Origin of the sequence: Pantoea sp. B9002 (assembly GCF_013385945.1) — a bacterium.
Lineage (GTDB): Bacteria > Pseudomonadota > Gammaproteobacteria > Enterobacterales > Enterobacteriaceae > Pantoea.
Genome location: NZ_JACAPA010000015.1, coordinates 41,299 through 61,767, shown reverse-complemented (window position 1 = coordinate 61,767; position 20,469 = coordinate 41,299). Strand labels below are relative to the sequence as shown.

Here is a 20,469-nt window from a genome sequence, read left to right as displayed (position 1 = left end):
ATCCCTCAGCCCGTAGGGTCGTCATTGATGACGACCTGGTCCCCAACCACTCCAGCAACTCCAGCAACTCCAGCAACTCCAGCAACTCCAGCAACTCCAGCAACTCCAGCAACTCCAGCAACTCCAAACACCGATTTGTCACTTTTTCCCCGCCGTCTACACTTCTTGCACCTCGCTTACAACTTAGTGATAACGATTACATTTTGAAATCCTTTATCAATCGGCAATTTAGAGATTTTTCAGCGTAGTTATTACTCTGAAAATGCGTTATTTTCAGCGTCGTCTGATAGCCGGTATTTAGTGCGATGTCAGAAACTTAAAGGGTGCTATACCTTACTGGTTACGTAACTATTTCGGGCGGAAAATGCTGGATTGCAGGGTTTCAGCGTGTGTAACCGATTACACCAGTGTGATCTTACTCACTTTTTTCCGCCGACAGGTTTCATAACATTGATAACAACAACGATGGATAAACTTTGGAGGCTTCATGCCTGGTAATAATCATAAGAGCAGAACTTCAAATAAGGTCATGACCTTGTTTGTCTGCTTTTTAGCGGCGCTGGCCGGCTTGCTGTTTGGTCTGGATATCGGTGTTATCGCCGGTGCTCTGCCTTTCATCGCGAAAGACTTTAACGTCACTGCACACCAGCAAGAGTGGATTGTCAGCTCAATGATGTTTGGTGCGGCAGTCGGTGCGGTCGGTAGCGGCTGGATGTCATCGCGTCTGGGTCGTAAAAAGAGCCTGATGGCCGGTGCGATTCTGTTCGTTATCGGTTCGCTGTGGTCTGCGGGCGCAACCAGCCCGGAAATGCTGATCGCCGCGCGTGTGGTGCTTGGCCTGGCCGTGGGTGTTGCCTCTTACACCGCGCCGCTGTATCTCTCTGAAATCGCACCAGAGAAGATTCGCGGCAGCATGATTTCACTGTATCAGCTGATGATCACCATCGGTATTCTGGCGGCGTATCTCTCCGATACCGCGTTCAGCGACGCTGGCGCATGGCGCTGGATGCTGGGCATCATCACCATTCCTGCGGTGCTGCTGCTGATTGGCGTGTTCTTCCTGCCCAACAGCCCACGCTGGCTGGCGGCTAAAGGTGATTTCCGCAGTGCTGAGCGGGTGTTATCGCGTCTGCGTGATACCAGCGAACAAGCAAAACGCGAGCTGGATGAAATCCGTGAAAGCCTGAAGATCAAACAGTCAGGCTGGCAGCTGTTCCAGAGCAACAGCAACTTCCGCCGCGCGGTGTTCCTTGGCGTACTGTTGCAGGTGATGCAGCAGTTCACCGGTATGAACGTCATCATGTACTACGCACCGAAAATCTTCGAAATCGCTGGCTTTGCCAATACCACGCAGCAAATGTGGGGCACGGTGATTGTCGGTCTGGTGAACGTGCTGGCAACCTTTATTGCTATCGGTCTGGTGGATCGCTGGGGCCGTAAACCCACGCTGGTGCTGGGCTTCATGGTAATGGCGATTGGTATGGGCATTCTCGGTACCATGCTGCACATCGGCATTCACTCGCCAGAAGCGCAATACTTTGCGGTGGCGATGCTGCTGATGTTCATCATTGGTTTTGCGATGTCTGCCGGTCCGCTGATTTGGGTACTGTGTTCCGAGATTCAGCCGCTGAAAGGCCGCGACTTCGGTATCACGGTTTCCACTGCGACCAACTGGATTGCCAACATGATCGTCGGTGCTACCTTCCTGACCATGCTGAACACGCTGGGCAACGCGCCAACCTTCTGGGTTTACGCCGGTCTGAACGTGTTCTTCATTCTGCTGACGCTGGCGCTGATTCCAGAGACCAAAAACGTCTCGCTGGAGCACATCGAGCGCAACCTGATGTCTGGCAAAAAACTGCGCGATATCGGTCAGAAGTAATCCCGATGAGCGAATGCAAGGGCTGCCAATTGGCAGCCCTTTTTTGTAGGTTCGCCACTAATGGCGTAATGCCGATCAGTTAAGCGCCGTATAAAATCACCGCACCTTCCGTAGCGGCGCGATTTATCGCGCAATGAATTGCGCCGCTACAATGTGTGCTCTCGGTAATTAGGGCGACCGCTTCACACTCAGTTGCTTCATTCCCTGCAACCTTTTATGCTGCCCCACATGAAAACACAGCGCCTTCCCATCGCCTTACAACAAGCCGTTATGCGCTCGCTGCGCCACTATTTACAGCTGGCCAACGAGAAGCTGGAACGCCGCTTTGATGAGCCCTCGCTGGTTTATCAGCAGCGCGGCACCGCTGCGGGCACCGCATGGCTGGAGAAGTGGGAAATCCGCATCAATCCGGTGCTGCTGCTGGAGAATCAGCAGGCATTCGTTGATGAAGTGGTGCCGCACGAACTGGCGCATCTGCTGGTGTGGAAAACCTTTGGCCGCGTGCCGCCGCACGGCAAAGAGTGGAAATGGATGATGGAAAGCGTGCTCGGCGTGCCTGCGCGTCGCACCCACCAGTTTGAAATCGATTCGGTGCGCAATAACACCTTCCCTTATCGCTGCCGCTGTCAGCAGCATCAGCTCACCGTGCGGCGCCATAACCGCGTGCTGCGCGGAGAAAGCGAATATCGCTGTGTGCACTGCAAATCCCTGCTGCAACCCGGTGAGTTTTTAGCAAACTAGTTCAGCAACATAGCCCAATCTCATATCCCGTGCGTCCTCATTCTGTTACCCTGCCGCCCTTTTTCAGGACCAGGTTAATTTTTGGAATATGTCTCGCAAAACGCTGTTGTTACTTACCTTATTAGTTGCCCCGCTTAGCGCTTACAGCCTCAGTTTCACTAACTATCATCAAAACAATTTTAGTCAGGCCAAAGCCTATGCCGCGCAGATCAACGCTGATGCGCCCGCGGACTTCTACTGCGGCTGCAAAATTAGCTGGCACGGCAAAAAAGGCGTACCGGATCTAAGCAGCTGCGGCTACAGCGTGCGTAAGAACGCCAATCGCGCCGAACGTATTGAGTGGGAACATGTGATGCCCGCGTGGGAGTTCGGCCATCAGCGCCAGTGCTGGCAAAACGGCGGCCGCAAGAGCTGCAGCAAAGATGCCGATTACCGCCGCATCGAAAGCGATCTGCATAACCTGCAGCCAGCGATTGGCGAAGTGAACGGCGACCGCAATAATTTCCAGTACAGCCAATGGAACGGCGGCGAACAGCAGTACGGTCAATGCAGCATGAAAGTCGATTTTAAGCAGAAGCTGGCCCAGCCGCCGGAGCGTGCGCGTGGCGCCATTGCCCGCACTTACTTCTATATGCGCGACCAATATCATCTGCGCCTGTCGCGCCAGCAAACCCAGCTGTTTACCGCGTGGGATAAGCAATATCCGGTGACGAGCTGGGAGTGTGAGCGTGACAATCGCATCGCCAAAGTGCAGGGAAATCATAATTCCTACGTACAGCAGGCTTGCCAGCGCTAAAAGCGCTACCCTACACTAGCTTTTTTTCGATTGCGCCGTGTCCGCTGACACGGCATAACGCTGGCAGGAACCGCATGCGTATACCTCGCATTTATCATCCCGAATCTCTCGAAGTTAACAGTGAAGTCTTCCTCGATGAAGATGCCGCTAACCATGTCGGACGCGTGCTGCGCATGACGGCCGGCCAGCAAATTGAGCTGTTTGATGGCAGTAATCTGACTTTTAGCGCCGAAATCACCCAGGCTGATAAAAAGCGTGTAAAAGTAAGGGTCCTTGCCAGTCAGGCTGATGACCGTGAATCCCCGCTGCATTTACACCTCGGTCAGGTGATGTCGCGCGGTGAAAAAATGGAATTCACTATCCAGAAATCGATCGAACTTGGCGTGAATGTGATTACGCCCTTGTTTTCTGAACGCTGCGGCGTAAAGCTGGATGCCGAGCGACTGGCGAAAAAAATTCAGCAATGGCAGAAAATCGCGATTGCCGCCTGTGAACAGTGCGGCCGTAATCGTGTGCCGGAAATTCGCGAGCCGATGACATTGCAAGCCTGGTGCGCGGAAGCCGAAGACGGTTTGAAACTCAATTTGCATCCGCGCGCCAGCCACAGCATCAACACGCTGCCGCAGCCGGTAGAGCGCCTGCGCTTACTGATTGGGCCGGAAGGTGGCTTAACCGCCGATGAAATTGCCATGACCGCGCAGCAGGGTTTTACCGATATTCTGCTTGGACCACGCGTGTTGCGCACCGAAACCACCGCACTCACCGCCATTACGGCACTTCAGGTGAGGTTTGGTGACCTCGGTTAAGCGATACTTGCGGGTTGCAGCTCAACACACAGCACCATTGCTTTCGGGGCGGCAGATTCCCCCGTACAGGAGAGAATAATGATTAAGCTTGGCATCGTTATGGACCCCATTTCGTCCATCAACATTAAAAAAGACACCAGCTTCGCCATGTTGCTGGAAGCACAGCGCCGTGGTTACGAAATTCATTACATGGAGATGAGCGATCTCTCCCTGCGCGGTGGCGTGAGCTATGCGCGCACCCGTCTGCTGAGCATTGAGCAGAACTACGACAACTGGTACACGTTTGGCAGCGAGCAGAATATCCCGCTGGCCGATCTTAACGTGGTGCTGATGCGTAAAGATCCGCCATTCGATACCGAATTTATCTATGCCACTTACCTGCTGGAACGCGCAGAAGAGCAAGGCACGCTGATCGTTAACAAACCGCAGAGCCTGCGCGACTGCAACGAAAAGCTGTATACCGCATGGTTCGCCGACCTGACGCCCGATACGTTGGTCACGCGTAATAAAGAGCAGCTGCGCGCCTTCTGGCAGGAGCATGGCGACGTGATCCTTAAGCCGCTGGACGGCATGGGCGGCGCATCGATCTTCCGCGTGAAGCAGGATGATCCCAACTTCGGCGTGATCACTGAAACCCTGACCAATCACGGCCAGAACTTCTGCATGGCGCAGAACTATCTGCCGGCGATCAAGGACGGCGACAAACGCGTGTTAGTGGTGGATGGCGAACCTGTGCCTTACTGCCTGGCGCGTATTCCGCAAGGCGGCGAAACGCGCGGCAATCTGGCGGCCGGTGGCCGTGGTGAAGCGCGTCCGCTGAGCGACAGCGACTGGGAAATTGCGCGTCGCGTTGGTCCAACGCTAAAAGCCAAAGGGCTGATTTTTGTCGGCCTGGATATCATCGGTGATAAACTGACTGAAGTTAACGTGACCAGCCCAACCTGCGTACGTGAAATCGAGGCCGCGTTCCCGATATCGATCACTGGCATGCTGATGGATGCCATTGAGAAACGCCTGGGCTGATGCCGTCGGAGTCTCCACTCCGTGAACACCCAAAACCGGCGTTGCCGCGGCTGCGCCGGTTATTTTTGGTATACGAGTGATAATGAATTTACAGCATCATTTTTTAATTGCGATGCCGTCGCTGCAGGACCCACTGTTCAAACGCTCTGTAGTTTATATCTGCGAGCACAATGAAGATGGCGCCATGGGTTTGATCGTCAATAAGCCAATGGACAACCTGACGGTCGAAGGCATTCTTAAAAAGCTTAAAATTAGCGCATCCGAACGCGATCCTGCCATCAAACTGGACAAGCCGGTGTTTGCCGGCGGTCCGCTGGCGGAAGATCGTGGCTTCATCCTGCACTCGGCGCAGCGCATTTACTCCTCGAGCATTCGTATTTCAGACACCACGGTGATTACCACTTCGCGTGATGTGCTGGAAGCGATCGGCACCACTTCACAGCCCGATAACGTACTGGTCGCGCTGGGTTATTGCGCCTGGGAGAAAGGTCAGCTGGAAGATGAGTTGCTGGAGAATGCCTGGCTCACCTCGCCGGCTAACACCAATATTCTGTTCCAGACGCCCATCGCTGAGCGCTGGCGTGAAGCGGCGCGCGGCTTGGGCGTCGATATTCACAACATTGCCACCGATGCAGGGCACGCCTGATGGCCAGTGAAACCTTACTGGGCTTCGATTTCGGCACCAAAAGCATCGGCGTTGCTGTCGGTCAGCAATTAACGGGCACCGCGCGCGCGTTGACGGCGCTAAAAGCGCAGGATGGCACGCCGGACTGGAAGCTGATCGAAAAGCTGCTGAAAGAGTGGCAGCCCGATTATGTGGTGGTGGGTTTGCCGCTGAATATGGATGGCACCGAACAGGAACTCACCGCGCGCGCGCGTAAGTTCGCCAATCGCCTGCATGGTCGTTTTGGCGTACGCGTCGAGCTGCAGGACGAGCGCCTGAGCACCGTTGAGGCGCGTGCCGATCTGTTTGAACGCGGCGGCTTTCGCGCGTTGCAGAAAGGCCAGGTCGATTCACAATCCGCGGTGATTATCCTCGAAGATTGGTTTGATACGCATTAAAACGCTCATTTTGTAGGGTCGCCATTCATGGCGACCGATATAACAACACGTTAAATCATCCCCGCTAACTGCCGCGACTGCTCGCTCTGGGCAAAGGTTTGCATGCCCGCCTGCGCGCCGGTTTGCAACACGCCAGGCAACTGATGCATCTTGCCTTCGCGGATCAGGTTCGCCACCGCTGGCGTCGCCACCAACACTTCAAACAAACCAATACGCCCGCCCGCTTTTGCTGGCACTAAACGTTGCGCCAGCACCGCTTTCAGGCTGCCCGCTAATTGGGTGCGTACCAGGTTTTTCTCCTCGGCGGGAAACACATCCACCAGCCGATCGACCGCCTGAGTTGCGCCGCGCGTATGGAGCGTAGCCAGCACCAGATGCCCGGTTTCTGCTGCAGTGAGCGCTAAGCGGATGGTTTCGCTGTCGCGCAGTTCGCCGAGCAGAATCACATCGGGATCTTCACGCAGCGCGGCTTTCAGCCCGTGTTGAAACGAGGCGCAGTGCGCACCCACTTCGCGCTGCTGAATCAGCGATCGCTGGCTGCGATGCACAAACTCAATCGGATCTTCCAGCGTCAGAATGTGCCGCGCCTGCTGACGGTTCAGGCAATCCACCATCGCCGCCAGCGTGGTGGATTTGCCGCTGCCGGTGGCACCGGTAATTAAAATCAGCCCTTCTTCCAGCTGTAACAGCTGGCTCACCACCTCGGGCAAATGCAGGCTGCTGAGATCGGGCGCCTGGCTGGCAATCAGCCGCAGCGCCAGCGATAAACCGTGACGCTGCATAAACAGGTTGGCGCGCAGCCGTATGCCGCTGGCAAGGGTGATGGCGAAGTCAGCGTGACCGTTCTCCTCCAGCTCGGCCTGTTGCGACGCCGTGAGCCACTGCTGCATAAAGGCTTCCAGCCAGCCGCCATCCAGCGCGCTCTGCTGCGGAATCGGCTCCAGCACGCCTTGTCGCCGCCAGTGCGGCAAATGTCCGCTGCAAAGGTGCAGATCGGCGGCGTTATGCTTTACACTAAGGGCCACTATTTCATCCAACTCCATTTAACTTCTCCTGACTATGACTTCCATTGAGCACAACTTACAGCAAGTGCGTGAGCGTATCGCCGCTGCCGCCGCACGTTGCGGCCGCGCGCCAGAAGAAATTACGCTGCTTGCAGTGAGCAAAACCAAACCTGCGAGCGCGGTCGCAGAAGCCATTGCCGCTGGACAACAAGCGTTCGGTGAAAATTACGTGCAGGAAGGGGTTGAAAAAGTGGCTGAGCTGGCCGCACATCCTGATTTGCAATGGCACTTTATCGGCCCGCTGCAATCCAATAAAAGCCGTCTGGTGGCGGAAAACTTCGCCTGGTGCCACACCGTTGACCGCCAGCGCATCGCGCAGCGTCTGAACGATCAGCGCCCGGCGTCGTTGCCGCCGCTCAACGTGTTAATTCAGGTAAATATCAGTGACGAGAACAGCAAATCTGGCATCATGCTGGAGGCGTTGCCGGAGCTGGCGCAGCAGATCGCCGCACTGCCACAGCTGCGCCTGCGTGGGCTGATGGCGATTCCGGCGCCAGAGTCAGAATACGCGCGGCAACTGGCGGTGTGTCAGCAGATGGCCGCCGCGTTTCAAGCCTTAAAACAGGACTATCCTGACGTCGATACGCTTTCTCTGGGAATGAGCGACGATATGGACGCGGCAATCGCCGCGGGCAGCACCATGGTGCGTATTGGCACCGCCGTTTTTGGCGCGCGGGATTATGCGCGACCTTCACAACAATAATTGAGGAACCTCATGTTAACACTGACGTTTTTAGTCAAAACGCTGATCGATTTGTACGTGATGGTGCTGCTGCTGCGCATCTGGATGCAGTGGTCGCGCTGTGACTTCTACAACCCGCTGGCGCAGTTTGTCGTGAAGATCACCCAACCGATTATCAAACCGCTGCGCCGCGTGATCCCGGCGATTGGCCCGATTGATACCGCCTCGCTGCTGCTGGCCTTTGTGCTGACCACGCTGAAATATCCGATCCTGCTGCTGATTCAGGTCGGCGTGTTCTCGGTTGATCCCACCAACCTGCTGGTCGGCCTGCTGTCGCTGGTGAAATCCGCCGGTTATCTGGTGTTCTGGGTGATCATCATTCGTTCGCTGATGAGCTGGATCAGCCAGGGTCGCGGCCCGGTAGATCAGGTCTTGCTGCAGCTGACTGAACCGCTGATGTCGCCAATTCGCCGTATTCTGCCGGCGATGGGCGGTATCGATTTTTCTGCCATGATTGTGATTCTGGTGCTGTACGCGCTGAATTTCCTCGGCATGGACCTGTTCCCAGGTCTCTGGTATTTGCTGTAATTCGTCTATCTGGAACTGTTATGCAAAAAGTTGTACTCGCGACCGGAAATCCCGGCAAAGTTCGTGAACTGGCCGATCTGTTAGCGGCCTTCGGACTTGATATCGTGGCGCAAACCGAACTCGGCGTTGAGTCGGCGGAAGAAACCGGCCTGACCTTCATCGAAAACGCCATCCTGAAAGCGCGTCATGCGGCTGAGATTACCGGTTTACCGGCGATTGCCGATGATTCCGGCCTGGCAGTCGATGCGCTGGGCGGCGCGCCGGGGATCTACTCCGCGCGCTATGCGGGCGTTGATGCCAGCGACCAGCAAAATCTGGATAAGCTGCTGGTAGCATTGGAAAACGTGCCGGATGGCGAACGTCAGGCGCAGTTCCACTGCGTGCTGGTTTACGTGCGCCACGCTGCCGATCCAACGCCGCTGGTGTTCCACGGTAGCTGGGCTGGGGAAATCACCCGCGCAGCAGCGGGCGCAGGCGGTTTCGGTTACGATCCCATCTTCTATGTGCCTGAATTAGGTAAAACGGCGGCAGAGCTGAGTAAAGACGAAAAGCGCGCCGTCTCTCACCGTGGTAAAGCATTGACGCTGCTGCTGGAAGCGATGCGCAATGCCTGAGTTACCTCCCTTAAGCCTGTACATCCACATTCCGTGGTGTGTGCAGAAGTGTCCGTACTGTGATTTCAACTCTCACGCGTTAAAAGGCGAGGTGCCGCACATTGAGTATGTGCAGCACCTGCTCAACGATCTCGAACAGGATTTGCCGCTGACCAGCGGGCGTGAAGTGCGCACTATTTTCATCGGCGGCGGCACGCCAAGCCTGTTAAGCAGCAATGCGATGCAGATGCTAATGGACGGCGTGCGTGCGCGGTTGCCGCTGGCGGCCGATGCAGAAATCACCATGGAAGCCAATCCGGGCACCGTGGAAGCCGATCGCTTTAGCGCCTACCAGAAAGCCGGTATTAACCGTATTTCGATTGGCGTGCAGAGTTTCAGTCCGCAGAAGCTGGAGCGTTTAGGTCGCATTCACGGACCGGAAGAAGCCGTGCGCGCGGCACAGCTGGCGGAAGGATTAGGCCTGCGCAGCTTTAACCTCGACCTGATGCACGGCTTGCCGGATCAGTCGCTGGAAGAAGCGCTGGATGATTTACGCCAGGCGATTGCGCTCAATCCGCCGCATCTGTCGTGGTATCAGCTGACGATTGAGCCGAATACCTTATTCGGTTCACGCCCGCCAAAACTGCCGGATGACGATGCGCTGTGGGATATCTTTGAGCAAGGTCATCAACTGCTGAGCGCTGCGGGCTATCAGCAATATGAAACCTCGGCGTATGCCAAACCGGGTTATCGCTGCGAGCACAATCTCAACTATTGGCGCTTTGGTGATTACCTCGGCATTGGCTGTGGCGCACACGGCAAGCTGACGCAAGCCGATGGTCGCATCGTGCGTACGGTGAAAACCCGTCATCCGCGCGGCTTTATGAAAGGCAATTACCTCGATAAGCAGCACGACGTGGCCGAAAACGACAAACCGTTCGAGTTCTTTATGAACCGTTTCCGTCTGCTGGAAGCCGCACCGCGCGCCGATTTCCGCCGCTATACCGGCATGGATGAGCAGGTGATTCGCCCGCAAATTGATGCGGCGATAAGTGCGGGATATGTGGTGGAAACCACGGAGAATTGGCAGATTACTGAGAAAGGGAAGCTGTTCCTGAATTCGCTGCTGGAGCTGTTCTTAAGCGAAGATGAGTAAAAAAGGCCGGGAAACCGGCCTTTTTGTTTTTAACCTTTAACGCCCTGCATCAAACCTTTGCGCTGCTCTTCCAGCACGGTTACGCGGTTACACACTTCGTGGCCGAAGTTCTGGAAATCCTGCTCCTGCTTGTTCCATTCCGCCTGTACCGACTGCTGTAAGCCGCCAAGGTTGCCCATAATCGCCTGCAGTGGATTACTGCCGCTTGCTGCCTGGCTGCTGCCCATTTCGTTGAGGCTATCCTGCATGATGCCGCCGAGCGTGCTCTGTACCAGCTTCTCGCCTTCCGCGCGCACCTGATCGATAGCCTGATGATGGAAGGTCAAGCCGTCGGGACGATGCTCGATAATGCGGTTCATTTGCTGCTTGAGCTGACCATCCAGCTTGGTGAGACGATTACGCACGTTGCTGTTCTCGCCGAGCTTTTCGACAATCACTTTGTCCAGCGCCACGCGGCTGCGTTCCAGACGCGAGGTTGCGCCGCTATCGATCCACGGCAAATCGCGACGCAGCGCGGTTTGGTAGTCAATGGCTTTCTGGCGCGCGGCATTATCAACGCTGACCTTCTGGCCATTAAACTGCACATCGCCCTGCGGAGTGATTTCGAGGTTGCCGTTGGTTCCCACCACCTGCACGCTCTGCGGTTTAATGATCACATCATCCTGTGGCTTGACGCTGCACTCGTATGCAGCCTGAGCCTGAGTTGCCGCCAGCAGCAGCGCGGCGATAAGTGCCTTACGAACCATGAAATCTCCTGAGCAATAAAAAGGTCGCCATAAATGGCGACCCTACAACGGATTTGGTTGGGTGGCCATAAATGGCGATCCCGCAACGGAATTCGTAGGGTGGCCATTTATGGCGGTCCCGCAACGGAATCCGTAGGGTGGCCATTTATGGCCACCTTCCCGCATCAACCACTAAACCTTAGTCCCACCAAACGTCGAAGAGTTCAGTTACCTGCACATCTGTCAGGTTATGAGCTTCCAGCCACTTGCGTACCAGCTCGCGGTGCTCATCGGTGCATTTGCCGGTTTCCTGCAGACACACCAGACCTTCCCACACCAGATAACCGCTGCCGTCATACGCCAGACCATTCGGCGCGATCACTTCATTAATGAACTGATCAACAGTGGCGTCGATTTGCTCCTCGGTGGTGCCTTCGGCGAAACGCCAGGCGACGGAGAAGCCTAATTCCTGAAACTCATCAATATGCAGTTTTTTACGCAAACGACGGCTACGCTGTACGGCCATTATTTCACCCTCTCAAACATCAGATCCCATACGCCATGGCCCAGTCGCTGCCCGCGCTGCTCAAACTTGGTTAACGGACGCGTTTCCGGACGCGGCACGTAATTGTTACTTTCCGACTGATTTTTATATCCGTCGATGCTGCTCATCACTTCTAACATGTGTTCGGCGTAGGCTTCCCAATCGGTCGCCATATGGAACACGCCGCCCAGCTTCAATTTGCGCATCACCAGCTCAGCAAACGGCACCTGTACGATGCGACGTTTGTTATGGCGCGCTTTGTGCCACGGATCCGGGAAGAACAGCTGCACCATGCGCAGCGAGTTATCCGGAATCATCTTCTGCAGCACTTCTACTGCGTCGTGACACATCACGCGCAGGTTCTCCACGCCCGCTTCCTTCGCCGATGCCAGACAAGCACCCACGCCAGGCGCGTGTACTTCCAGACCGAGGAAGTTCTGATGCGGATTGTTCTGCGCCATGGTCACCAGTGAGGCGCCCATACCGAAACCAATCTCCAGCACCACCGGCGCGTCGCGGCCAAACAGCGTCACCAGATCCAGCGGCTCCTGCTGGAACTCCACGCCCATCTCCGGCCATAAATTATCGAGCGCGAGCTGCTGTCCTTTCGTTAAGCGCCCCTGACGGCGCACAAAACTGCGGATACGGCGTAATGGCCGCCCGTTCTCATCAAATTCTGGGGTGATGACGTCATTAATCATGTTGAAGCCTGCTGGTTAGCCTGTTCTGGGAAACGGGCATTATGCAAAGTTAGGAAGCAGAAGCAAGCCTTTGCAATGTTCCGGTTTACACCCTGAGGTCTCTGTGCTGGAATTCCTGCCTGATTGTAGAGTAAACACGGAAAATTTCCTTCTTATGATGCAAGCGCCGACGTTCGCGCAACAAGTGCTGGATTGGTATCAGCGCTTTGGTCGCAAAACCCTGCCGTGGCAGCAGGAGAAAACGCCGTACAAGGTATGGCTCTCTGAAGTGATGCTGCAGCAAACCCAGGTTGCTACCGTCATTCCCTATTTTGAACGCTTTATGGCGCGCTTCCCGACGGTGGCCGATCTGGCGGCTGCGCCGCTGGATGAAGTGCTGCATCTGTGGACCGGACTCGGCTATTACGCGCGTGCGCGTAACCTGCACAAAGCCGCGAAACAGGTGGTGGAGATACACGGCGGCGAGTTCCCGCGTAACTTCGACGATGTCGCGGCGCTGCCGGGCATTGGCCGTTCTACCGCGGGCGCGGTGTTATCGCTGTCGCTCGGGCTGCACTTCCCGATTCTGGATGGCAACGTAAAACGCGTGCTGGCGCGCTGCTACGCGGTGGGCGGTTGGCCGGGTAAAAAGGACGTCGAAAAACGGCTGTGGCAGATCAGCGAAGAAGTGACGCCAGCGGAAGGCGTCAGCCAGTTCAATCAGGCGATGATGGACCTTGGCGCGTTAGTATGTACTCGCTCACGCCCTAAATGCGAAATCTGCCCGCTCAACAGCGGTTGCGTCGCTTATGCCAACAACAGCTGGGCGGAGTATCCCGGTAAGAAACCCAAGCAGACCTTGCCAGAGCGCAGCGGCTGGATGTTGATGATGCAGGATGGCGATGACGTGTGGTTAGAGCAGCGTCCGCCGGTTGGCCTGTGGGGCGGACTGTTCTGCTTCCCGCAGTTTACAAGTGAGCAAGCGCTAACTGACTGGCTAACCGAGCGCGGCATTCATGCTAAACCGCAGCAGCTCACCGCATTCCGTCACACCTTCAGCCATTTCCACTTAGACATTGTGCCTATGTGGCTAGCATGGCCTTCCGCTGGGTCGCTGATGGATGAAGCGGGCGGTCTCTGGTATAACTTAGCGCAACCACCGTCAGTGGGTTTGGCGGCGCCGGTTGAGCGCTTGCTGCATGAATTGCGCCATCCCCAGCAGCTTACGCGTCGAGCAGACGTGACCGAAGAGGAAGAGTAATGAGCCGCACCATTTTTTGTACTTATCTGCAACGCGACGCTGAAGGTCAGGACTTTCAGCTCTATCCTGGCGAGCTGGGTAAGCGCATCTTTAATGAGATCTCCAAAGAAGCCTGGCAGCAGTGGATGTCCAAGCAAACCATGCTGATCAATGAGAAGAAATTGAGCATGATGAATCCGGAAGATCGCAAAGTGCTGGAGAAGGAGATGATCAATTTCCTGTTCGAAGGCAAAGATGTGCACATTGAAGGTTACACCCCGCCAGAAAAATAACCGTTCAGGGCTTCCCTTTGAGGCCCTCTTTTTCGATTCAGGCACGCATTAACAATGAATAAAAAACTGATAGCGCTATTGGTGATTGCACCACTTTTGGTCTCCTGCTCCGGACAAAAAAAATCGCAGTTTCATGAAGAGTGGGTCAAGGACACCAACGGTTTCGATATTTTGATGGGGCAGTTTGCCCACAATATTGAAAACATTTGGGGAATCAATGAAGTTCTGATCGCCGGACCGAAAGATTACGTCAAATATAGCGACGGCTATTACACCCGCAGTCACATCAACTTTGACAGCGGTAGCATCACCATTGAGACCATCTCCGGCACCGATCCAATGGCCAGCCTGCGTCAGGCGATCATCACCACGCTATTGATTGGCGAAGATCCGGGCAATGTCGATCTCTACTCCGATGCCAACGATATTCAAATCAGTAAAGAGCCGCTGCTGTACGGCCAGGTGCTGGATAATACCGGCCAGCCGATTCGCTGGCAGGGCCGCGCCGGCAGCTTTGCTGATTACCTGATTCAAAACAAACTGCAGAAACGCACCTCCGGATTGCACGTCATCTGGTCGGTTACCATTCCGATGGTGCCAAACCACCTCGACAAACGTGCGCACAAATATCTGCCGATGGTGCGTAAAGCCGCTGAGCAATATGGCGTAGATGCGTCACTGATTCTGGCGATTATGCAGATTGAATCGAGCTTCAACCCGTATGCGGTGAGCCACGCTGATGCGCTGGGACTAATGCAGGTGGTGCAGCATACCGCCGGTGTCGATGTGTTCCGCATGAAGGGCAAAGGTGGCAAACCGAGCCGCAGCTATCTGCTTGATCCTGAGAATAATATTGATGCGGGCACCGCGTATTTGTCGCTGCTGCAGAGAAGTTATTTGGGTGGGATTCAGGATCCGACTTCACGGCGTTATGCGGTAATTACCGCCTACAACGGCGGTGCGGGCAGCGTGCTGCGCGTGTTCTCCAGCGATAAGGATCGCGCGTTCTCGTCGATTAACGGTATGTCGCCAGCGGAAGTTTATCAGACGCTGACCACCAACCATCCATCGGCAGAATCACGGCGTTATCTGTATAAAGTGAGCCAGGCGCAGCGGAGTTATCGTCGGTTTTAAGATGGTGCGGTTTGTCCCTCATCCCTACCTTCTCCCGCACGCGGGAGAAGGGGCCGATCCAGCATGTACGTAACAATGAGCGCCCTCTAAACATTCCCTCTCCCGCTTGCGGGAGAGGGTTAGGGTGAGGGCAATCAGCTCACCATCATATTCGCCACCAGATGCTTACGCCCGCTCTCATCTTCCTCGGTGTAAACCCCTTGCAGCTCTGGCGAGAAGCCCGGCAATAAATTAATGCCCTCTTCCAGCGCGAGAAAATAGCGCTGCACCGCGCCGCCCCACACTTCGCCTGGCACCACGCACAACACGCCCGGCGGATACGGCAAGGCGCCTTCTGCGGCAATGCGCCCTTCGGCTTTGGCAATCGGCACCAGCTCCACTTCACCACGAATATAGGCCTGATGCGCATCCTGCGGATTCACTTTCACCGGCGGGAAGCAGGCTGAGCGGAACATCGCTTTCTGCAGATCCTTAACGTCAAAACTGACGTAGAGATCGTGCATCTCCTGACACAAGCGGCGCAGCGTGTAGCCTTTGTAGCGCTCAATATTCTTGCGATAAACGCTCGGCAGCACTTCCGCCAGCAGCGCATCCTCGCGCACGTGCTGCTCAAACTGCACCAGCATCGCCACCAGATGCGCCATCTTCTCCGGCGTTTCCGCTGGCGTCAGCAGGAACAGAATCGAGTTGAGGTCGCACTTCTCCGGCACGATGCCATTCTCGCGCAGATAGTTGGCCAAAATGGTCGCTGGAATGCCGAAGCTGGTGTACTCACCGCTGGCAGCATCAATGCCGGTGGTGGTGAGCAGCAGCTTGCAGGGATCAACCAGATACTGTTGCTGCGCGTAGCCTTCAAAACCGTGCCACTTCGCGCCCGGTTCAAGGCTAAAGTATGCCGGATCGGCGGCGATGGCTTCCGTTTCCGCCGCTTGCCACAGCTTGCCGTGCACTTTCTCCGGCAGGAACGGCTGGATCATCTCGCAACGTTCCAGAATCGCTTTACGCGCATCAATGCCGATGGTGACGCACTCGTGCCACATGCTGCGTCCGGCCTCGCCTTTATGCATGCGCGCGTTGATATCCAGCGCAGCAAACAGCGGATAGAACGGGCTGGTTGAGGCGTGCAGCATAAACGCATTGTTGAGGCGCTTGTGCGGACAGAAACGCTTCTGCCCACGGATGTGATTGTCTTTCTTGTGAATTTGCGACGTCTGCGAGAAACCGGCCAGCTGCTTGTGTACCGACTGCGTGACAAAAATGCCCGGATCGTTCTCATTCAACTCCAGCGTCAGCGGCGAACAGCCGGCCATCAGCGGAATAAACTGCTCGTAACCCACCCACGCCGAATCAAACAGGATGTAATCGCACAGATGGCCGATACGATCGACTACCTGACGCGCGTTGTATACCGTGCCGTCGTAGGTGCCGAGCTGAATAATCGCCAGGCGGAAGGGGCGTTGATCGTTGGCACGATCGGGCGCCACTTTGGCGATTTGGTCACGCAGATAAGTATCGTCAAAACAGTGCGCATCAATGCCGCCGATAAAGCCGAACGGATTACGCGCCGCTTCCAGATACACCGGCGTCGCGCCCGCCTGAATCAGTGCGCCGTGATGGTTGGATTTATGATTGTTGCGGTCAAACAGCACCAGATCGCCGCGCGTCAGCAGCGCGTTGGTGACCACTTTATTGGCGCTGGACGTGCCGTTAAGTACGAAATAGGTTTTGTCGGCGTTGAACACTTTCGCCGCGAACTTCTGCGCATCTTTGGCTGAGCCTTCGTGGATCAGCAGATCGCCGAGCTTAACGTCGGCGTTGCACATATCCGAACGGAAGACGTTCTCGCCGTAGAACTCATAGAACTGACGTCCCGCCGGATGTTTGCGGAAGAAGGCACCGCCCTGATGCCCCGGACAGGCAAACGTGCTGTTCTGCATATCGACATAGCGCGTGAGCGTTTCGAAAAATGGCGGCAGCAACTCGGCTTCATACGCCTGCGCGGCGTCCTCCAGCGCATCCCACTCTTCTGGCGCGCCGTTGATTTCGCCGGTGACGCCCGGCAGCTTCAGCACTTCTTCATCGAACGCATTGGCGACAAACACCGGCAGGTTAAAGCCGATCTTGCGCAACAGCGTCAGCACGCCACTGCGCGTGTCCGACAAGGTGATCACGACCGCAGCGACATCGGTAAAGTCGGTATTGTCCAGCGTCACCACGTCGCGCGCAGTGTTGAGACTAAGGGTTGGCGCTACAGCAACGCTGGCAGCAATTTTCAATGGGTTCATAACACAAATCCCTGAGAGAGGATGAGTGGGTGCCGATGGCACAGCAATGAGGAGGTTTCCTCGGCGAAGTAAATCTGGGAGTTGATCACTAACTGGGGCGCAATAATGTCATCTTTTTTTCGCAGGAACAACCGCTGCGCGGCCCCTCACCCCAGCCCTCTCCCGCAAGCGGGCGAGGGAGCCGTCCGAGCCGGTATAAAGGTGAGCTGGATCGGTTCCCTCTCCCACCTGTGGGAGAGGGTTAGGGTGAGGGCAAAAAAGGAGTACTATTACCCCACTTTCCTCAACCAGCCGGAGGCTGCATGTTCAAGGCATTGGTCATTGAAAATGATGAACAGGGATATCGCACATCCCTGAAAGATCTGTCAGAAAAACAGCTGCCCGATCAGGATGTCACCCTCGAAGTAAGCTACTCCACGCTCAACTACAAAGACGCGCTCGCCATCTGCAATAAAGGCCCGATTGTGCGGCAATTCCCGATGGTGCCGGGCATCGATTTTGTCGGCCGGGTGATCAGCAGCCGCCATGCCGAATGGCAGCAGGACGACGTGGCGCTGCTCACCGGCTGGGGCGTAGGCGAAAAACATTGGGGCGGACTGGCGCAGAAAGCCAGCGTCTCGGGCGATTGGCTAGTGAAAGTGCCGGCCGCACTCAGCCCGCTACAAACCATGGCGATTGGCACCGCGGGTTTCACCGCCATGTTGTGCGTGCTGGCGCTGGAAAAACAGGGCATCACGCCGCAGCACGGCCCGGTTTTAGTCACCGGCGCGAGCGGCGGCGTTGGCAGCTTCAGCGTCAGCTTGCTGGCACGTCTCGGCTATGAGGTGATTGCTTCCAGCGGCCGCGCCAGCGATAGCGATTACCTGATCAACACGCTGGGTGCGGCGTCGATTATCGATCGCGCAGAGCTGAGCGAGCCGGGCAAACCGCTGGCGAAAGAGCGCTGGGCGGCGGCGATTGATAGCGTCGGCAGCCACACGCTGGCCAATGTGTTAGCGGGCATCAAGCGCGATGGCGTGGTAGCGGCGTGCGGCATGGCACAAGGTTTGGATCTGCCGACCAGCGTCGCGCCGTTCATCCTGCGCGGCGTGGTGCTGGCGGGTGTGGATAGCGTGATGTGCGCAAAACCGCTGCGTCAGCAGGCGTGGCAGCGCCTGGCGGAACTGGTGGATGGCGACCTGTTGCAGCAGTTAACCAAGGTGATTCCGCTGAGCGAAGCGCGCGAAGGTGCCGAGCAGTTGCTGGCGGGTAAAGTACGCGGACGTTTGATTATCGATTGTAGATAATTGCACATCACGTAGCGGCGCAATTTATTGCGCGTCTTTTCACAGAGCGCGATTAATCGCGCCGCTACGGTTTCATGCACGTAACTGAATCTGCGGTCTGCCCTTTTCATCTTGCATCACCACATCCAGCTCCGCCTGATACCAGCGCGTCAGCGTGCGTTCGGTCATCACCTCATTGGGTGCGCCTTCCGCCACCAGCTTGCCCTGATGCAGCAACAGCACGCGATCCGACCACAGCGACGCGAGATTAAGATCGTGCAGCACGGTGCAGACGCTGAAACGCCCATTGCGCGTCAGACGATGCAGCAAACGTAAACTGTGCTGCTGCCAGAACAGATCCAGCGCGGAAGTGGGTTCGTCGAGAAACAGCCACCCGCGCGGGCCGTCATCGTGCCACAGCTGAGCCAGCACGCGCGCCAGTTGCACGCGCTGCTGTTCTCCACCGGAAAGCGATCGATAATCGCGCTGTGCCAGCTCAAGGCTGCCGGTAATGTGCATCACCTCGTCGATAACCGCTTTGGATTGACTGCGCGGCCAGGGCGCGCGGCCCATCGCCACCACATCGGCAGCAGGCAGTGGAAAACTCACGCTATTTTGCTGACGCATCACCGCACGGCGCTGCGCCAGCGGTTCGCGCGGCCAATCATTTAGCGGCCGATCGCCAAGCCAGCACTCGCCCGCTTGCGGCGTGAGAAAGCCGGTGAGCAAACGCAGCAGCGTGGATTTCCCCGCGCCGTTGGGGCCGATCAGCGCGATCATTTCGCCAGGCGGCAAAGTCAGGGAAACGTCGTCGATCAACGCACGTGAGCCGTGGCTAAAACGCAGCCCGCGCGCCTGCATGCAGTCACTCATTCATCCCCCTTTGCTCACGCAGAATCAGCCAGAGAAACCACGGGCCGCCCAGCAGGCTGGTTAACAGGCCCACCGGCATTTCCGCCGGCACCACCACGGTGCGCGCCAGCGTATCGGCCAGCAGCAGCAAAATTGCGCCCGCCAGCGCCGAACCGGGCAGCATCCAGCGATGGTCGCTGCCGAGACAGAAACGCATCAGGTGCGGCACCACTAAACCGACAAAGCCGATAATGCCGCTCACCGCCACGGCGGTGCCCACCAGCAACGCGCTCAGCACCAGCAGCTGACGCTGCGTGCGCTTAACGTCGATGCCCATGTAATGCGCATCCTCTTCGCCGAGTTGCAGCAAATTGAGACGACGCGCGCGCAGCTGAATCGCTATCAGCGCCGGCAGGATCAGCACCGCGCATACCGCCAGGCTCGGCCACTGCGCCGCGCTCAAACTGCCCATGCCCCACAGCGCCAGTTGACGCAGCTGCTGATCATTACTCAACCACGACAGCACGCCAACCGCCGCGCCGCATAAGGCGTTGATGGCGATACCGACCAGCAGCAAGCGCGACAAATTGCCCAGCGCCAGACGGCTAAAGCTGAAGATCAGCAGCGTCACCACCAAACTGCCTATAAAGGCGGCGAGTGTTGGCAGCCACAGCGCCAGCAGCGGCGGCAAGCCGAGCGGGATAACGATCGATATCGCCACCGCCAAACCGGCTCCGCTGCTGATGCCGAGCAAACCGGGATCGGCCAGCGGATTGCGAAACAATCCCTGCATCACCGCGCCGGACACCGCCAGCGCCATGCCGAGCAGCACCGCCAGCAGCACGCGCGGCAGGCGGATGTTGATCCAGATTTGCCACGCCATATCGCTGAGCGGCGCACGCAGCAAAGTGCGCATTGAAAGCGGCATCGCACCGAAGTTGGCGGCCATCAGCATCACTATCAGCATGCAGATGGTCATCAAACCGAGCCAGCGCATCACGGATGTAATCGCCATATTTTTCCCCCTTAATAATTCAAGGCGCAGGAAGGCAGCAAGT

General features: G+C 56.6%; 22 protein-coding genes. 15 read left to right on the top strand and 7 right to left on the bottom strand.

The window, feature by feature from the left end:
• The first annotated feature begins 487 nt into the window (after window positions 1-487).
• From HX773_RS10970 to ruvX, 7 genes are all read left to right on the top strand, one after another.
• A complete protein-coding gene (locus HX773_RS10970) occupies window positions 488-1,882 on the top strand; it encodes a sugar porter family MFS transporter (protein WP_061720232.1) in 1,395 nt (464 codons plus the stop codon).
• A gap of 228 nt (window positions 1,883-2,110) precedes the next feature.
• The gene (locus HX773_RS10965; RefSeq protein ID WP_176971529.1) at window positions 2,111-2,623 is read left to right on the top strand and encodes a SprT family zinc-dependent metalloprotease; all 513 of its coding nucleotides are present in this window, start codon (window positions 2,111-2,113) and stop codon (window positions 2,621-2,623) included.
• A gap of 88 nt (window positions 2,624-2,711) precedes the next feature.
• Window positions 2,712-3,419: a deoxyribonuclease I gene (gene endA, locus HX773_RS10960; RefSeq protein WP_176971528.1), complete on the top strand. Its 708-nt coding sequence runs from the start codon at window positions 2,712-2,714 to the stop codon at window positions 3,417-3,419.
• A gap of 74 nt (window positions 3,420-3,493) precedes the next feature.
• Window positions 3,494-4,225 carry a 16S rRNA (uracil(1498)-N(3))-methyltransferase gene (rsmE, locus tag HX773_RS10955; protein WP_008107252.1) on the top strand — a complete coding sequence of 244 codons (732 nt, stop codon included), beginning with the start codon at window positions 3,494-3,496 and terminating at the stop codon, window positions 4,223-4,225.
• A gap of 78 nt (window positions 4,226-4,303) precedes the next feature.
• Window positions 4,304-5,248 carry a glutathione synthase gene (gshB, locus tag HX773_RS10950; protein WP_176971527.1) on the top strand — a complete coding sequence of 315 codons (945 nt, stop codon included), beginning with the start codon at window positions 4,304-4,306 and terminating at the stop codon, window positions 5,246-5,248.
• 82 nt (window positions 5,249-5,330) lie between these two features.
• On the top strand, window positions 5,331-5,894 hold the full coding sequence (locus tag HX773_RS10945) for a YqgE/AlgH family protein (protein WP_008107249.1): 564 nt from the start codon (window positions 5,331-5,333) through the stop codon (window positions 5,892-5,894).
• On the top strand, window positions 5,894-6,310 hold the full coding sequence (ruvX, locus tag HX773_RS10940; protein ID WP_061720236.1) for a Holliday junction resolvase RuvX: 417 nt from the start codon (window positions 5,894-5,896) through the stop codon (window positions 6,308-6,310). Before HX773_RS10945 ends, ruvX begins: the two co-directional genes overlap by 1 nt.
• Window positions 6,311-6,360: 50 nt before the next feature.
• Here the strand turns inward: ruvX and HX773_RS10935 are convergent, their stop codons facing one another.
• On the bottom strand, window positions 6,361-7,353 hold the full coding sequence (locus HX773_RS10935; protein ID WP_176971526.1) for a type IV pilus twitching motility protein PilT: 993 nt from the start codon (window positions 7,351-7,353) through the stop codon (window positions 6,361-6,363).
• 16 nt (window positions 7,354-7,369) lie between these two features.
• On the opposite strand from HX773_RS10935, the gene HX773_RS10930 reads away from it, so the two are divergent.
• Genes HX773_RS10930 through hemW form a run of 4 tightly spaced genes read left to right on the top strand, consistent with a single transcriptional unit; the run spans window position 7,370 to window position 10,393 of the window.
• The gene (locus HX773_RS10930) at window positions 7,370-8,077 is read left to right on the top strand and encodes a YggS family pyridoxal phosphate-dependent enzyme (RefSeq protein ID WP_064738606.1); all 708 of its coding nucleotides are present in this window, start codon (window positions 7,370-7,372) and stop codon (window positions 8,075-8,077) included.
• Window positions 8,078-8,089: 12 nt separating this feature from the next.
• Window positions 8,090-8,644 (top strand): YggT family protein, encoded by a 555-nt coding sequence (locus tag HX773_RS10925; RefSeq protein WP_064738605.1) that lies wholly within the window; start codon window positions 8,090-8,092, stop codon window positions 8,642-8,644.
• A 20-nt stretch (window positions 8,645-8,664) separates the two neighbouring features.
• Complete coding sequence (locus tag HX773_RS10920) at window positions 8,665-9,258, top strand: XTP/dITP diphosphatase (RefSeq protein ID WP_176971525.1); 594 nt, start codon at window positions 8,665-8,667, stop codon at window positions 9,256-9,258.
• The gene (gene hemW / locus HX773_RS10915; RefSeq protein ID WP_176971524.1) at window positions 9,251-10,393 is read left to right on the top strand and encodes a radical SAM family heme chaperone HemW; all 1,143 of its coding nucleotides are present in this window, start codon (window positions 9,251-9,253) and stop codon (window positions 10,391-10,393) included. Before HX773_RS10920 ends, hemW begins: the two co-directional genes overlap by 8 nt.
• A gap of 29 nt (window positions 10,394-10,422) precedes the next feature.
• Here hemW and HX773_RS10910 read toward each other — a convergent pair whose 3' ends face one another.
• The 3 genes from HX773_RS10910 to trmB all read right to left on the bottom strand — a co-directional run bounded on the left by HX773_RS10910 (window position 10,423) and on the right by trmB (window position 12,363).
• A complete protein-coding gene (locus HX773_RS10910; protein ID WP_176971523.1) occupies window positions 10,423-11,139 on the bottom strand; it encodes a DUF2884 domain-containing protein in 717 nt (238 codons plus the stop codon).
• Between the two features lie 178 nt (window positions 11,140-11,317).
• Window positions 11,318-11,644, bottom strand: a complete 327-nt coding sequence (locus HX773_RS10905) for a YggL family protein (RefSeq protein WP_008107231.1) — start codon at window positions 11,642-11,644, stop codon at window positions 11,318-11,320.
• Window positions 11,644-12,363: a tRNA (guanosine(46)-N7)-methyltransferase TrmB gene (trmB, locus tag HX773_RS10900; RefSeq protein ID WP_008107230.1), complete on the bottom strand. Its 720-nt coding sequence runs from the start codon at window positions 12,361-12,363 to the stop codon at window positions 11,644-11,646. Before trmB ends, HX773_RS10905 begins: the two co-directional genes overlap by 1 nt.
• A 154-nt stretch (window positions 12,364-12,517) precedes the next feature.
• On the opposite strand from trmB, the gene mutY reads away from it, so the two are divergent.
• Genes mutY through mltC form a run of 3 tightly spaced genes read left to right on the top strand, consistent with a single transcriptional unit; the run spans window position 12,518 to window position 15,009 of the window.
• Complete coding sequence (gene mutY, locus HX773_RS10895) at window positions 12,518-13,603, top strand: A/G-specific adenine glycosylase (RefSeq protein WP_176971522.1); 1,086 nt, start codon at window positions 12,518-12,520, stop codon at window positions 13,601-13,603.
• On the top strand, window positions 13,603-13,875 hold the full coding sequence (locus tag HX773_RS10890) for an oxidative damage protection protein (RefSeq protein ID WP_007890330.1): 273 nt from the start codon (window positions 13,603-13,605) through the stop codon (window positions 13,873-13,875). The genes mutY and HX773_RS10890 overlap by 1 nt, the downstream gene beginning before the upstream one ends.
• A gap of 54 nt (window positions 13,876-13,929) precedes the next feature.
• Complete coding sequence (gene mltC, locus HX773_RS10885) at window positions 13,930-15,009, top strand: membrane-bound lytic murein transglycosylase MltC (RefSeq protein WP_176971521.1); 1,080 nt, start codon at window positions 13,930-13,932, stop codon at window positions 15,007-15,009.
• 134 nt (window positions 15,010-15,143) lie between these two features.
• Here mltC and HX773_RS10880 read toward each other — a convergent pair whose 3' ends face one another.
• Window positions 15,144-17,294, bottom strand: coding sequence for an ornithine decarboxylase (locus tag HX773_RS10880; protein WP_176971520.1), 2,151 nt, complete (start codon window positions 17,292-17,294; stop codon window positions 15,144-15,146).
• A 302-nt stretch (window positions 17,295-17,596) separates the two neighbouring features.
• Between HX773_RS10880 and HX773_RS10875 the strand changes: the two genes are divergently transcribed.
• Complete coding sequence (locus tag HX773_RS10875; RefSeq protein ID WP_176971519.1) at window positions 17,597-18,580, top strand: MDR family oxidoreductase; 984 nt, start codon at window positions 17,597-17,599, stop codon at window positions 18,578-18,580.
• A gap of 72 nt (window positions 18,581-18,652) precedes the next feature.
• Here HX773_RS10875 and HX773_RS10870 read toward each other — a convergent pair whose 3' ends face one another.
• On the bottom strand, window positions 18,653-19,432 hold the full coding sequence (locus HX773_RS10870) for a heme ABC transporter ATP-binding protein (RefSeq protein WP_061720246.1): 780 nt from the start codon (window positions 19,430-19,432) through the stop codon (window positions 18,653-18,655).
• Window positions 19,425-20,426: an iron ABC transporter permease gene (locus tag HX773_RS10865; RefSeq protein WP_176971518.1), complete on the bottom strand. Its 1,002-nt coding sequence runs from the start codon at window positions 20,424-20,426 to the stop codon at window positions 19,425-19,427. The genes HX773_RS10870 and HX773_RS10865 overlap by 8 nt, the downstream gene beginning before the upstream one ends.
• Window positions 20,427-20,469: the final 43 nt, after the last annotated feature.